The 14,103-nt window shown below is 68.5% G+C and carries 12 protein-coding genes and 3 pseudogenes; 8 read left to right on the top strand and 7 right to left on the bottom strand.

Translation table 11 applies throughout. The features are described 5' to 3' along the window. Nucleotides 1-261 precede the first annotated feature (261 nt). Together JHN63_RS45935 and JHN63_RS54490 are read left to right on the top strand one after the other, a co-directional pair. Entirely contained in the window at nt 262-1,911 is a 1,650-nt protein-coding gene (locus tag JHN63_RS45935) for an alkaline phosphatase family protein (protein ID WP_234478701.1), read from the top strand. A gap of 177 nt (nt 1,912-2,088) precedes the next feature. Further along, nucleotides 2,089-2,400 (top strand): annotated as a pseudogene (locus tag JHN63_RS54490) (FAD:protein FMN transferase); the annotation flags it as partial. A 3-nt stretch (nt 2,401-2,403) separates the two neighbouring features. Here JHN63_RS54490 and JHN63_RS45925 read toward each other — a convergent pair. After that, a complete protein-coding gene (locus tag JHN63_RS45925; protein ID WP_200691080.1) occupies nt 2,404-2,877 on the bottom strand; it encodes a hypothetical protein in 474 nt (157 codons plus the stop codon). Between the two features lie 796 nt (nt 2,878-3,673). Between JHN63_RS45925 and JHN63_RS45920 the strand changes: the two genes are divergently transcribed. Beyond that, nucleotides 3,674-4,462, top strand: coding sequence for a VOC family protein (locus JHN63_RS45920; protein WP_200691082.1), 789 nt, complete (start codon nt 3,674-3,676; stop codon nt 4,460-4,462). A gap of 108 nt (nt 4,463-4,570) precedes the next feature. Here JHN63_RS45920 and JHN63_RS54905 read toward each other — a convergent pair. The 3 genes and pseudogenes from JHN63_RS54905 to JHN63_RS45905 form a co-directional block, all read right to left on the bottom strand. Then, nucleotides 4,571-4,894: pseudogene (locus tag JHN63_RS54905) on the bottom strand (hypothetical protein); the annotation flags it as partial. Nucleotides 4,895-4,979: 85 nt separating this feature from the next. After that, nucleotides 4,980-5,606: a phosphatase PAP2 family protein gene (locus JHN63_RS45910; protein WP_200691079.1), complete on the bottom strand. Its 627-nt coding sequence runs from the start codon at nt 5,604-5,606 to the stop codon at nt 4,980-4,982. Then, nucleotides 5,599-6,978 carry a diacylglycerol kinase family protein gene (locus JHN63_RS45905; protein WP_200691078.1) on the bottom strand — a complete coding sequence of 460 codons (1,380 nt, stop codon included), beginning with the start codon at nt 6,976-6,978 and terminating at the stop codon, nt 5,599-5,601. The genes JHN63_RS45910 and JHN63_RS45905 overlap by 8 nt, the downstream gene beginning before the upstream one ends. Nucleotides 6,979-7,578: 600 nt before the next feature. On the opposite strand from JHN63_RS45905, the gene JHN63_RS45900 reads away from it, so the two are divergent. Beyond that, nucleotides 7,579-8,595: a CHRD domain-containing protein gene (locus JHN63_RS45900; protein WP_200691077.1), complete on the top strand. Its 1,017-nt coding sequence runs from the start codon at nt 7,579-7,581 to the stop codon at nt 8,593-8,595. A 121-nt stretch (nt 8,596-8,716) separates the two neighbouring features. On the opposite strand, the gene JHN63_RS45895 is transcribed toward JHN63_RS45900, so the two are convergent. Further along, nucleotides 8,717-9,516, bottom strand: a protein-coding gene (locus tag JHN63_RS45895; RefSeq protein ID WP_374223007.1) for an IS5 family transposase whose coding sequence is annotated in 2 segments (ribosomal slippage) — nt 8,717-9,178 and nt 9,181-9,516 — 798 coding nt in all. Because the reading frame shifts where the segments join, the coding sequence is not laid out codon by codon here. A gap of 643 nt (nt 9,517-10,159) precedes the next feature. Here JHN63_RS45895 and JHN63_RS45890 point away from each other — a divergent pair. Continuing rightward, nucleotides 10,160-10,750, top strand: a complete 591-nt coding sequence (locus JHN63_RS45890; protein WP_200691076.1) for a DUF4240 domain-containing protein — start codon at nt 10,160-10,162, stop codon at nt 10,748-10,750. A gap of 84 nt (nt 10,751-10,834) precedes the next feature. Here the strand turns inward: JHN63_RS45890 and JHN63_RS45885 are convergent, their stop codons facing one another. After that, on the bottom strand, nt 10,835-11,095 hold the full coding sequence (locus tag JHN63_RS45885; protein WP_200691075.1) for a hypothetical protein: 261 nt from the start codon (nt 11,093-11,095) through the stop codon (nt 10,835-10,837). 713 nt (nt 11,096-11,808) lie between these two features. Between JHN63_RS45885 and JHN63_RS45880 the strand changes: the two genes are divergently transcribed. Further along, the gene (locus tag JHN63_RS45880) at nt 11,809-12,174 is read left to right on the top strand and encodes a PadR family transcriptional regulator (protein ID WP_200691074.1); all 366 of its coding nucleotides are present in this window, start codon (nt 11,809-11,811) and stop codon (nt 12,172-12,174) included. After that, a complete protein-coding gene (locus JHN63_RS45875; RefSeq protein WP_200691073.1) occupies nt 12,171-12,749 on the top strand; it encodes a hypothetical protein in 579 nt (192 codons plus the stop codon). Before JHN63_RS45880 ends, JHN63_RS45875 begins: the two co-directional genes overlap by 4 nt. A 517-nt stretch (nt 12,750-13,266) precedes the next feature. On the opposite strand, the gene JHN63_RS45870 is transcribed toward JHN63_RS45875, so the two are convergent. Then, the gene (locus JHN63_RS45870) at nt 13,267-13,701 is read right to left on the bottom strand and encodes a hypothetical protein (protein ID WP_200691072.1); all 435 of its coding nucleotides are present in this window, start codon (nt 13,699-13,701) and stop codon (nt 13,267-13,269) included. A gap of 97 nt (nt 13,702-13,798) precedes the next feature. Between JHN63_RS45870 and JHN63_RS45865 the strand changes: the two are divergent. Further along, nucleotides 13,799-14,103: pseudogene (locus JHN63_RS45865) on the top strand (IS110 family transposase); the annotation flags it as partial.

The following is a 14,103-nucleotide window of genomic DNA, read 5'->3' as shown; positions in this document are numbered from 1 at the left end:
GGTCGTACGCAAGGTCGCCGCCCGCGGCAGTCGTATGAGGATCGCGGGTCCCGCACCCGCCGCCGAGAGCCCCGTCCCCCACCCGCCCTCCTGGCCGAGCGCCTCCGCCGGCTCTCCCTCTTGGGGAAACCCATGCCTGCTTGGCGAAGACCCGACCGCCCATTCCGGGTGCATTCACAGATCCGCCGGTTCCGGTACACAAGGCGCGACTGGGATGGGCCCGGCACCCGCAACCCGCCCCGAACACCCGGGAGACACCAGATGTCCAGACGCCACGTCAGGCCCGCAGCCCTCCTCGCCGCGACCGGAGTTCTCACCGGGGTGACCGCCGCCGAGCCCGCCGCGTTCGCCGCCTCCCACCATCCGGCCGCCGCCCGGCACGTCCTGCTGGTCTCCGTCGACGGGCTGCACCAGTCGGACCTGGCCTGGTACATCGCCAGACACCCGAACTCCGCGCTGGCCCACCTGGTCGGCGGCGGTGTGGAGTACACCCACGCCAGCACGACCACGCCTTCGGACTCCTTCCCCGGCATGGTCGCCCAGGCGACCGGCGGCAGCCCCGGCACCACGGGCGTCTACTACGACGACACCTACAACGCCGCGCTCCTCCCGGCCGGCACCACCAGTTGCAAGGGCGTCAAGCCCGGGGTCGAGGTGGACCTCACCGAGGACCTGGACAAGAACCAGGCATCCATCGACGCCGGCCAGGGCCTCGCGGGCCTGCCCGACAGCATCCTGTCGATGACCGGCCGGCCGGAGAGCCTGCTCAACGCGTCGAAGCTGCCCGTCGACCCGAAGACGTGCAAGCCCGTCTACCCGCACTCCTACCTCAAGGTGAACACCATCTTCGAGGTGGCCCGCCAGGCGGGTCTGCGCACCGCCTGGTCGGACAAGCACGCCGCCTACGAGATCCTCGACGGTCCCTCAGGCACCGGCGTCCAGGACCTGTTCACTCCGGAGATCAACAGCGACGCCCTCGGCTACGCCGCCGGCAACGACTGGACCACGGACAACAAGGCCACCGAGCAGTACGACGGCTACAAGGTGAAGGCCGTCCTCAACGAGATCGACGGCTACGACCACAGCCGCACCCACAAGGTGGGCACCCCGGCGATCTTCGGCCTCAACTTCCAGTCGGTCTCCACCGCGCAGAAGCTGCCCGCCTCCGACGGCCTCACCGGCGGCTACACCGCCAAGAACGTCCCGGGCCCGCTGCTGGTGAAGAACCTCGACTTCGTCAACGACGAGATCGGCGCCCTGACCGCCGAGATCGCCAAGCGGCACCTCTCCGGCAGCACCACGGTCGTCCTCTCCGCGAAGCACGGCCAGTCGCCCACCGACCCCACCGCGCTCACCCGCGTCGACGACGGGCCGCTGCTGGACGGCCTCAACGCCGCCTGGAAGAAGCTCCACCCCGGCGCAGCCGACCTGGTGACGCACGCGGTGGACGACGACGCCATGCTGCTGTGGCTCTCCGACCGCTCCCCGGCCGCCACCGCCTTCGCCAAGACGTACCTGCTCGCGCAGAACGGCACCGGCACCGACATCAACGCCAAGCCCAAGGCCTACACCCACAGCGGTCTCAGCAAGGTCTACGCAGGCAGGGCCGCCGCCGACTACTTCCACGTCAGGCCCGGCGACGCCCGGGTCCCCGACCTGTTCGGCGTCGCGCAGTACGGCGTCGTCTACACCGGCGGCACCAAGAAGATCGCCGAGCACGGCGGCAGCCACTCCGACGACCTCGCCGTACCCCTCGTCGTCTCCGGCGCCTCCGCCCCGGCCCACGTACGCGACTCCGCGCACGTGCAGACCAAGCAGATCGCACCGACGATCCTGAGCCTCCTCGGCCTCGCCCCCCGCTCCCTCCAGGCCGTACGCGAGGAACACACCACAGTGCTGCCGGTCCGCTGAACCGGGCGCCCACAGCTATGCAGGGGCCGCCCGAGTTCCGGGCGGCCCCCTGCATGACACGGTCGCTGCCACCACCACCGGCGGGCGTTTCACCTTCCTCCTCGAGGACAGTCACTCCTCTTCGACCGCTTCGACCTCTACGACCGGCTCGCCGACCTCACCGACGGCGCCGTCGACCCACTTGTCGGACGCGACCTCGAACTCCTCGGCTACGACAGCACCTACACCCGCAACCCGGCGCCAACTCCCGTCCGTGCTCGGCCCGGCCGCACCCGTCCGTCGTGGCGCGCCGACGTCGTCAGGTACGGCACCACGATCACCACCCTGCGCCCGCTCGTGATCGATGTCGGCACCGCGGGCAAGGGCTACCTCGTCGACCTCGTCACGGCGCTACGACCGCACGGGCCTGCCGACCGACGGCGTTGTCGCCATCTGGGTCGTCGACGACGACTCGGACACACGTCGGTCACAAGATCACATGAACCCTGATCCCTAGTCCGTGACGAAGGGCGCGTATCCGACCGGGATCTCACTCACTTGAAGATCCGAGAAGACCAAGGTCAGGTTGTGTGCGTTGGTCCCCATGCGTACCTCATGGAAGTCGATCCCGACGGCCGTCGACCAGCGGCGGGTTGCCTCCGACTCGGGGAGAAGCTTGGCTCCCGGGTACAGGGAGTGCCAGTTCACGCCCCAGACGTAACCGTCGAGGTCGACACCGGTTTCGTGGTCGATGAGCCGGTCGTCCAAAGAGATCCGCCAGGTCTCTGCGGGCACTGACGTCTCGCATCGGGCCTCGACGCAGTACCGGAACAGATACCGCAGGTACGACGGCGTGATGCCGGTGCGGGCATCGGCCGTCGCATGGACGATGACCTCGTAGTCACGCATGTAGTTGGTGTATCCGTGATGCACGACAGCGTGATCGAAGGTCTCGTCCAGCATCTGTTCAAGTGCGGCGGCATCCATACCGCCCTTCTACCTCACCCGACGAGACGTTCGACAACGAGATTCACGGGTGCCATACGCCGTGGCCTCAAAGATCGACCGGACAGGGCCCAGTCCCGAGCTGGATCCCCGCCACCATCGCGACAGCCGGAGCAGCCAAGGTGGTCCTGCGAAAAGACCGACCCAAGCGGGGCGCCACAACAAGTAGATCGCCCCACTGGGCTGGTGGGGCGTGTCGGCTGAAGCGAGGACAGCGGGCTGGGGAGCTCCGTGCCGGGCCGGTACTCGCCACGCCGAAAGTCTGTGCGCTCAGCACGCCGAACCAACGCGGGATCCGAAAGACGACAGGGGACGGGACCCCTATGTACAAATCATCCGAGCGCTGAAGGCCAGGGAGTCGCTCACCGGGCCGGAGACCGTACCGCCACGTTGGCCGGCGTGGATCTGCCGGCGATGCTCGACCCTTCCGCGGCCCATGCCGACACCCAGAAAGTCTTCACCGTCCCGGGCACCTACGAGTTCACGGTCCCGGGCGCGGCCGGTACCACTACGGCGTTCACGATCTCCCTGGCCGGAGGCGACCGCCCGGCTCCGTCGCCGGCGACGTCAGGGCGCGCACCGATGCGCTCCGGGGCAGCATCGAATCGAGGTTCTTGTGCACTGCCCGTGGGCTTCGGAAGGGATGCGCATGCCGCCTTGAACCGTCCGGCCGTGTATGTAACGCATTCACCTGTTTAGATGGACTGCGCGTATGAAGAGGGAGTAAAAGACGGCCTGTCCATATCCCGAGCGCCACTCTGGAGGCGTCATGCCCGAATTGAACGGCCCCTACAAGCCCGGCACTCCGTGCTGGATCGACTTGATGGTCCCTGACCAGCAGGCGGCCCTCGACTTCTACCGCGATCTCTTCGGCTGGCAGGGCGAGATCGGCCCCGCCGAACAGGGCGGGTACGCCGTCTGCACGCTCAAGGGCAAGCCCGTCGCCGGAATCATGAAGGCGATGAACCCGGACGGGACGGTCCCCGACCCGCTGCCGCCCACGGTGTGGACCACCTATCTGGCCACCGACAACATCGATGGCACCGTCAAGTCCGCGATCGACGCCGGCGGTACGGCCATGATGGGCCCCATGGACGTCATGGACCTGGGCCGGATGGCCGTGCTCGCCGACCCGACCGGTGCCGTCGTCGGCCTGTGGCAGGCCGGCACCTTCGACGGTGCGGGCATCGTGAACGAGCACGGCGCGCTGACGTGGAACGAACTGGTCACCGCCGATATGACGGCCGCCTCCGCGTTCTACTCCAGCGTCCTGCCCGTCACCACGACCCCCTCCGAGATGCCCGGCGCCGAGGGCTACATCGAGTTCCAGGTCGACGGCCGCGCGGTCGGCGGAATCATGGACCTGTCCCAGCTGCCGCCGGACGTCCCCCCGCACTGGCAGCCGTACTTCCACGTGGACAGCGTCGACGACATCCAGGCCGCGGCCGTTCGCGCCGGCGGCAGCGTGCTCGCCCCGGCCTTCGACATGGCGGCAGGCCGCATGGCCGTCCTCGCCGACCCGCAGGGCGGCGCCTTCTCCGTGATCACCGCGACCGCTTCCGAGTAGCCCACCCCCGGACGCCCCTGTGCCGAGCCCGGCTCCGCACAGGGGCCGGGCGTGGTCGATGGCGAGGGCCGCGTAAGCGAGATCTTCCAGGGCGATGCCGATCGAGTTGAACAGGTTGATGCCGGAGGGGAGTTGGCGGCCGGGTGTCGTTCCGGCGAGGACGGCGCCGAGTTCGCGGCCGAAGGTCTGCGGGAGGGCGGCTCCCCCTTGATGGACGGCAGGGCTTCGCTGGACTCGGCGAGTTGGGTGGCGGTGCTGTCGGCGACGACGGTGGTGCGGGCCATACCGGTGGCATCGATCTACCGCTGGTCGGGGGCGCGGCGGGGCCCACACGTGCACCGTGTCGATCCTGCGGACCTCCCGCAGTACGTGGACGTGTTCGATCGCGAGGCGGCCTACGCCGACATGCCGAGACCCATCACGGGATGACATTTGAACGCGTCAACTACAGACAGGGGTGATCCGGGTTTCGGGAGATGCCCACCGTCCGAACTCCCGAGCACCCGGACCGCAGCCGTCACCGGGCCGAAGAGGCGCAGGTCAGCCGCCCTGCACTGCCACCTCCCGAGCCGTCCCAGTGCGCGGCCGCCGCAAGGACAGCCGCAGCCGCGCCCGTTCCGAGTACGGCGCCGGCGACGACGTCGCCCGGATAGTGCACCCCGGTGTGGACGCGCGAGTAGCCCACGGCGCAGGCCAGTAGGCCGAGAGGGACCGTGACGGCCGGGAACGCGGGCCCGACCGCCGCGGCGAAGGCGACGGCGGAGGCCGTATGGCCGGAGGGGAACGACGCGGACGCCGGCATGGGGACGTGCCGACCGGGGAAGGGCGAGTCCTCGGCGCGGTGCGGGCGTGGCCGTCGTACAAGGCGCTTACCGAGCAGGTTGGCCGTGGTGGACGCGACGCCGAGCGCCGCGACGCCGAGTACCGCGGCGCGACGGGAGCGGCCTGGGCGCAGGGCCAGGGTGGCGGCGATCAGGAAGGAGATCTTGGAGTGGTCGGCCGCCGCGGACAGTCGGCGCAGCGCCGAGTCCAGCGCCGGTGTACTGGTGACCGTCACGGCCTCGTACAGCGCCTGGTCAAGACTGGCGAGATCACGCAACAGGCCCTGCGGTACTCGCTGTTGCCGAGTCCGACGGTCAATCATCGCTCTGCTCCTGGTTCTTGTCGCGTACGGGGGTTGCGGGGTCGTGGCTCTCGTGTCCGTGGGGCGACCGGTCGAAGGCGAGGCGCAGGACGCGGTACCAGTCGACGACCGGTGCGACGTACGGTGCCCCGGGGCGTTCCCGTGGCACGCGCACCCGCAGCGCGCCGGGTCGTATCGTGCACACGACGGGTGCGGGCAGGACGAGTGCCTCGCCGTCCACGGCCACCGGGATGGTCTCCTCGCCGGACTCGACGAGGACGCTGCGGGACGTCAGGGTCGTGATGCCGCTGGCCCGCTCCCCCAGCAGCGCCAGTTCGGCGGCCTGCACCGCGCCCCCGACCCGCACCGCGATCACGCCGAGCGCGCCCGTGTCGAGACGTTCCCTGCGGCCACCGGTCAGGGGGTCGGCCCGCGCGTAGGGGTTGTTGCTGACCAGCACCGCCTGCGGGGCGTCCAACCGCTCCTCGTCGGTCCGGGCACTGAGTTCGGCGCCCGCGTCGCCCGCCAGCAGGTCCGGCAACTGGTCGAGCGCGGTGACCGCCTTGGCGTCCCGGTAGTCGGGGTTCTGGACGATATGCGCGTACGCACCGAACGAAGCGGTGTTGACGAACGGCCGGCCGGAGATGTCGCCGAGGTCGACGCGGAGTTCCACACCGTCCGAGAGCGCCTCCAGGCTGCGCACCGGATCGTCCCGGTCCAGGCCGAGGTCCATGGCGAAGTGGTTGCGGGTGCCGGCCGTGACGACCATGAACGGCAGACCGTGTTCGGCGGCCACTCCCGCCACCAGGGCCTGGGTGCCGTCGCCGCCGGCCACACCGAGCAGGTCCGCTCCCTCGGCGACGGCCTGCCGGGCCAGTGCCACCGGATCCGGATCCGTGTCGAGGTCGAGCAGGATCACTCGCGCGCCCAGTGCCTCGGCCCGCTCCACGAGTCCGTACCGCCCGACCTTCCCGCCACCCGACTTCGGATTCATGATCAGCACGGCCCGGCGGGGCGGGCGGACCGTGCGGGTGTGCATGCCGTGCGGTTCGCGCAGCCGGCGCAGGGCACTCCTCGCGCAGCCGAGCGCTGCCGTCCATGCCGCGAGGGCGACCACCGCGACCACCCACAGGCCCGAGATGGCGTACAGCACCAGGACTCCGACGGGTGCGGTGATCGCCAGCAGGGCACCGAGGAGCCGGGCGAGGCCGCGGTGTGCCAGCGCCCACCACAGGCCCGCGCCGGCCAGTCCGAGGCCCGCCAGGCCCAGCAGCAGGATGAACCACTGGCCGGTGCCGGCCACCACTGCCGCCACAGCTCCCGCGATGCACAGCAGGGCCAGGCGGGCCAGGGCTCGCGCCGGGCCGAGGCCGGTGGGTCCGTGGCGTTCCATGTCGCGCGTCGTTCCGCTCTTGTTCAATGCCGCTTCCTGGTCATGGCTGGGGCGGGCCGTCGCCGACGCGGCGGGGGCTTCGTCTGCCCGTCACTCCAGCGATTCCTGTCGGTGTTCATGGAACGTACCCGGTGTCTCCCGCCTCGTCCTCGACCGGGCACGGTCGGCGGCATCGGCTCAAGCCGCGAAACCGACAGCGGTGACGTGTCGATCCGCGCCCGTCCGGGTGCCGACGTCCACGGCGTGGCGCCCGCGCGGCGTGTCCGGGGTGCGGTCCTCACCCACCCCTCGACGACGAGGCCCTCGAAGCGCGGCCACGTCTCCCTTGAAGCGCAAGTCCGAACACCCGCGCGGCAAGGCCGAGTTGGCGCCCGGTCGGCACCGGAGGCCTTCGCAGCCGTCACCGGCATCCGGTCGGCGTCCCTCCGCGGGCGGTCGGTGTGCGTCGTAATGTCGAGATCGTGTCCTCAGTGATGCCGTCTCTTCTCAGGCGTGTCTCAGGAGTGTCATCGGGTGAGGGATCGCCCCAGGGGCCCCGTGATGGAGGGAGAACGACCGCGGGGCAACCGCGGATCGGCAATCACGGGGAGAACGAGACACATGATGTTCAAGCGATTCGGGACCATCGCCGCGACCGCGATCACCGGCACCCTGCTCCTGACCGCCTGCAACGGCGCGGACGGTGCGGCCGACGCCAACGTGTCGCATCCGGCGGCCGGAGCGACGCAGCACGCGGGCGCCGCGCAGGCGGCGGGTGCCATCGGCCGCTACTCCGAGAACGCGTCGGGGGCGACGTACTTCACCTCGATCCTCACCGGTGACAACGAGGTGCCCGTCAAGGGCAAGCCGGCGGTGGGTGACAAGGACGGCAGCGCGGTGGCCCTCATGCGCATCCAGGGCGACGAGGTGTCCTTCGCGTTCGCGTGGACCGGTACGGGGACCCCGACCATGGCCCATCTCCACCAGGGCGGCCGGGGCACCAACGGTGACGTGAAGATCCCGTTCTTCATGGAGAAGCTCAAGGGCGGCACGCCGTTCGTGTTCGGCACCGTGAAGGTCAAGGACGCCGACCTGCTCCGGAACATCAAGGCGTATCCCGACCGGTTCTACTTCAACCTGCACACCGCCGAGTTCCCCGGCGGCGCGGTCCGCGGACAGGCCGTCGCGCTCCCGGGCGCGGTCTCACTGCCCAACGCCATCCGGCACTCGGCGCTGGCCGGCGTCGTCAAGGGCGCCCAGATCTACGCCTGCACCAAGCAGGACGACGGCTCCTACGCCTTCACGCAGGACAACGTTGACGCCACCCTCCAGGGCGACATCCAGCACAGCTTCGCCAAGCACGGCCCCGCCGGCCCGCCGCAGTGGATCGCCCCCGACGGCTCCTCGGTGACCGGCACCGTCCTCAACAAGTTCGACAACGGCAAGGGCAACATCCCCCAACTCCTGCTCCGCGCCCAGCAGACCGGCAAGCGTGAAGGACTCCTGTCCAAGACCACCTCGGTCCTGCGACTCAACACCGCCGGCGGCGTCGCCCCGGCCGGCACCTGCAACCCGGCCACCCACCCCACCGCCCGCGTCCCCTACACCGCGGACTACCTCTTCCTCGCCACCAAGTAACACCTGCCGAACCGTCCTGCCCGAACACCACCAGGCGATGCGAGTCCGCAGCGGACTCGCATCGCCGCGTGCTTCCGACAACCGACGCCCCACGCCCCGGTACGCCACCTAAGAAGTCATCTCATTTGGTGAGTCTGCGGTAGCAGATCAAGGTGCAGGCGATGCTGGTGAAGGCGAGGAGGTGGTCGGCTTTGCGTTCGTAGCGGCGGTTCAGGCGTCGGCATCCGGCGAGCCAGGACATGGTGCGTTCGATGGTCCAACGGTGGCGGCCGAGTCGCCGCGAGGTCTCGATGCCCCTGAGGGCGATGCGGCGCCGGATGCCCCGGCTGGTTAACCAACGCCGCAGGTGGTTGTAGTCGTAGCCCTTGTCGACGTGGAGTTTGCGGGGCCTGCGCCGTCGGCGTCCTCGGCGGGAGCGGATCGGCGGCACGCCTTTCACCAAGGGGATCAGCGCCTGGCTGTCGTGCGTGTTGGCGCCCGAAATGCCGATGGACAGGGGCAGGCCGGTCCGCTCCGTGATCAAGTGGATTTTTGAACCGTACTTACCCCGGTCTACAGGATTCGGGCCCGTCAGCTCCCCCTTTTCACGGCCCGCATGTTGACCGAGTCGATCGCGCACCGGGACCAGTCCAGCTCGCCGCGGGATCCCAGTTCGTCGAGGACCAGGCGGTGGAGCTTGGCCCACACACGGGCCTTCGTCCACTCGGAGAAGCGTCGGTGAGCCGTCGCGCCTGACGGCCCGAACGACGCGGTCGGCAACTGCTGCCACGTGCAGCCGGAGGTCGCCACGAAGACGATTGCGGCCAGTACTTCGCGGTCGCCGTGCCGGCGCCGACCACCGCCTTGGGGCCGCGACGGCGCCTCCGGAACCACCCGCTGGAACAGTTCCCACAACTCGTCCGGCACCAGTCGCTCAACGATCGTCGCCACGACGGTCAGCTTACCCAGCCAAATGAGATGACTTCTAAGTGATTCCCGGGGCCGATCACTCACGGCCCCGCAGAAAAATCACGGAGCGTCCCTGCCGAACCGCACGGTGCAAACTTCAACAAGCACCGCTAGTCACCCTCAGTAGCGCCCTGACCAGGCCCGACCCGAACGACGGGCACCTCGAACACCCCTGCGCACCCCGACCGTGTTCTGCATCACACCAGGTCTACTACCCGGCGCACACCCGGCGCACGTCGGAGTGCGCGCCTCGCTTGCGCACCCCACGACTTCACTCAGGGTGATGATCTGACTGCCTGTCGGGGCTTTGGGGCACCGCGCACCACGCGAGCAGACGTCCCTCCCCGGGCACGACGGATCTACCGGCCGGCCTCCTGCGCGCGCTCGACACGCTCGATGCACGCCGCCGTCACCGCCACGGTGAAACCCCGGAGGTTTCGCCGGCTGTCCTGTCGCAGCGCAGGCGGCAGTTGACGTGACGCTGACTTGCATAGGTGCCAGATGTTCTGGGACTGCGGGCCGGTGACGATCTCAAACGGCCTGGCAGCTTTCGCGGAAGTGGTGATGGCGCCAGGTGGCCCGTCCGTTGTCAGTGGCGCCTGGGAGGGTGTTCTTCGTGAACCTTGAGAAGTTCTGGGAACTTGTAGAGACGTGTCGCCGACAGGCGGACGGCAGGGATGCGCGACTTCTATGGCTTCGTTCTGATTTGTCGCGCAGGCCGCTGGCGGAGATCGTTGAGTTCCAGATGTGCCTGGACCAGGTGACCCGTCAGGCTTTCACCTGGGAGCTGGTGGCTGCGGCGGAGCGGATCTTCGGCGGCCGGTGTTCGGATGACGACTTCTGCTACTTCGGCCTCTGGATGGTCGGGCTGGGCAAAGACGCCTTCGGGCGAGCCGTGCTCGACCCTGATGCACTGGCTGACACTCCTGAGGTCCTGCGCCTGGCGGGGCGAACTTGGAGGACCTGGGGTGATGACTGGCCCGGATGGGAATCGCTCGACTATGTGGCATTGGAAGCCCATGGGCTTGTGACCGGGGATCCCGACGAGTGCGGGGATGCTTTCTATGCGGCTGTGGGGACGCGGCGGGGTGAGCACGTGGTCAGCCAGGGCCTGGCCGGGAAGCGCTGGAATGTTCGGGATGAAGACGAGGCGGCTCGCAGGCTGCCAAGGTTGAGCGTCCTCTTCCCGCTCAGCGCCGACGCATGAGGCGCGACGAGTACGCGTTGTTGATGGAGAACGCCGAGACTTTGACTTTCTCAACGGGATGGCTTTCACGGAAGCGTGTGCAGGTCAGCCGTCTTGCTCTTCGGTGAAGCTGCCCGTGGCCTCCCTGAGACGATGCCGTGCTGCATCCAGACGCTCCGCATAGTCAGCGGCGAAGATCCCGGAAAGTGCCTTGTCCAACGTTCCCGCGATCTTGTGGATCGGGGCCCATGCGGCCGGATCGTCGACCAGACGACTGAGATCCGTCATCTGAACTCGCTCCAGCCAGTCCGAGAGGACGAGCGCCTCGTCGGAGGTGAGCTTGATCGTGATCTCAGTGTTGTCCACGAGCCGAACTTAGCCGGGCGTCTCGCGGAAGCGAACAAGTGGACGGGCCAGGGCGCTTCCGAACACTGCCGTCCGGCCGCCACCCGTCCACGACGTCGGCAGAGTCTTCGCCACCGGCATTGGCTTCGAACGAGTCCATTGGCCCCACCTGGGCCACTGCAGGGCCGGGCTGACTCAAAGTGTCGGTGACCTGTCCGGACGCCGTCCGCGAGCAGTCGTCCCGAAAGTCGATAGCCCCTGGTCTTTGAGGGGAAGACAAGGGGCCACCTGCCATGACAGGACGTCACCAGAACCAGCGGTTCCCAACCCCACGCCGGCGAGAACTGGGACCGCACAACACTCCGATGTACACACATCGCCTCCAACCGCCACGGAACTGTTTTCGCAGGGCGAATCGAACTCCGGTTCCGCCGCCTGGGCTTCCCCACCCAGCGGGGACGCACCGCGACCATCCGTCACCTCGTCCTCCAGGTACCTGCACCGTGATCGCCCGCATGCTCGGCTACCGCGACGACACCACCGCCCAACTCGCTGCCGAGAGTGAAGGGACCTCGCGGCACTACGCCCCGGCGATCACTCACGGTGAGATCAGCCCTCATCAGTCAGGGAATGCGCGACTCTTGGTTACAAGAGGTCCGCCAGTTGACCGAGGCCGGATTACGCGAGGTCGCCAGTTCCGACCGGGGTTGACACGCTCACGTAGTATGCATTGCATGGTAGCCGGCAAAGCAAGCAATCACGTGGAGGCCCGCGGTGTGAGCCAGCTGCGCAAGGGCGTGCTGGAGTACTGCGTCCTGGCGTTGCTGTCTGACAAGCCACGCTATGGGGTGGAGCTGCTGGAGGCTCTTGCGGATACGCCGGTCATGGCGACCAGCCAGGGGACGCTGTATCCGCTGCTGTCCCGTCTGCGCAGAAGTGGCCTGGCGGACACGTACCTGGTGGAGTCGGCCAGCGGTCCGTCCCGCAGGTACTACGAACTGACCGACCAGGGCCGGCAAGCCCTAGAAGAGTTCTCCGGGCACTGGCCCGGTTTCCGTGATGCTGTTGACCGTTTTCTCGTTTCTGGAGCTGAATCATGAGCGACGCCCTGACCCACCCGCTGGTTCGCGCTTACCTGGCCTCGGTCGACACGCAGGCAGCAGTGCTGTCCGACGACCGGCGCCGTGACCTGTTGGCGGACCTGCGCGAGCACATCGAGTCTGTGCTGCCGCAGGGTGCCGATGACGCGGCGGTCCAGCAGGCTCTGGACCAGCTCGGCACCCCCCGGGAGATTGCCGCCGCCGCGATCGCCGAAGAACCCGGCGTCACCCCGCTGCAGCCGCAGAGCAGCGCGCGCACCACGCTGACCCTGGGCATGATGGTTTTGGCTGCCCCGTTCTTCGAGGTCCTCGGCATCGGCCTCGTCGTGGCCGTCCTTGCCGCCGTGCGGATCTGGCGCTCTCCAGCATGGACCAGGCGGGACAAGCACCTGGGCATCCTCTGCGCCCTCTCACCCCTGCTGGTGATCCCCGCGGCTGCCGCACTGTTCGCTTTCGCCGGCGGCCTCGGTGCCGAGGAACTCTTCGGCAGTTTCCTGATCGCCATGGTGATCCCGCTGGCCGGAGCTGTCCGACTGGGACGCAGTGCCGCACGCCTGCGCCCCCAAGCAGCCTGAAAGGCCCGTCCCAACGGATCCCCCTCCGATCAGGACATGGCCCACCCGACCGGCCATCTTCCACGAGACCACGGCATCCCTGCGCCGGGTCGGCCCCCGGTTTACCAGTTCCGCCACATCGACCTTCAACGCCACCTGACATCCCGCCCTGTTCCCCAGGGGCCCGTCAGCACCGGATACCTCAAGCGGCACCCGCTGCAAGGTCACCACGCCCGCTAGCTACAGAGAGTGATGCCCGCCCTTACCCGGTGGGCACATGGGCGACAGTGGAATACGCGAGCTCGCCAGTACTGGCCCCCTGTCCTGCCCAGTGCCCGGTCACAGCCGATCCGCCGTGAGCGCCGCACTCGTACCACCTGCGCGTTCTTCACCGACTCCCATGGCGCTGAGGAGCACTGTCACATGAACCTCGGATACGCCGTCCGCTCCAGCGACGCCACACCAACCGCCCCACGCCCGACCGACTGACAGCGGCCACCATAAACAGCGGCGACCCGGTAGCGAGGCCAGGTCCAGATCACGGAGCGTACGCACACTCACCGTATTCAGGTGTCACGCGCTGCTCTGAAGTGGCGGCTATGACGCGTACCTCCTCCGCCCACCTCCTGCATCCGCTGCGGCGTGAACTGTTCGTCCGGGTGCTCCCACACCGCTCGGGCGATGGCGACCGCCCACCGTTCCTCTCGGACGGCGGCGGCCGAAACCGCTGGTGGACCGCGCCGAGACAGGCAGAGGAGCAGACCATCACCATCCGGGTCCCGTTGCGCTCGGGCGCCTCTGGACAGACCGCCGTCGGGTCGGGCACCACCGACAGCAGCGGATCGTCCCCGTCGAACAAGCCCGGCTCCATGACCTTCCCGCACCCGTCGCAGTCGATCAGGACCGGCAATCCATCGTCATCCTCGTCGTCGAAGCCGAACTCGTCGTCCTCGTCAGGGTCTTCGTTGTCCATGACGGAGGGCTGCCCCGGCCTTGTGATCAGCACCGAGGCTCGAAAACAGGCTCTGCCACACCCGCAGACAAGCCCCCCCTTCCCGTCTTCGTAGCCCCGCAACCGGGTTACCTGCCTTCGCAGACGGCATGACTTTCTCCCCCTGGCACCGCGGACGACCGAGCGACTCGTCGAAGAAATCTTCACCGCCCTGGACGAACAGACCCTCGCCGCCCCAGGCACCGACGCAGCCCCTCCGATCGTCCCCAGCCTCGCCAACTCGCTCCGAGCAGTGCTGGACCAGCGGAAACTCCTGGCCACCCGGATCGAGGAACTGCTGGAGAACAACCCTCTTTCGAAGGTCCTGACGTCCATGCCGGGGATCGCCGCCAGGACCGGAGCCCGCATCCTCATCGACGTCGG

It is taken from the genome of Streptomyces sp. MBT65 (genome assembly GCF_016612545.1).
GTDB lineage: Bacteria > Actinomycetota > Actinomycetes > Streptomycetales > Streptomycetaceae > Streptomyces.
This window is presented reverse-complemented; position numbering and strand designations above follow the sequence as displayed.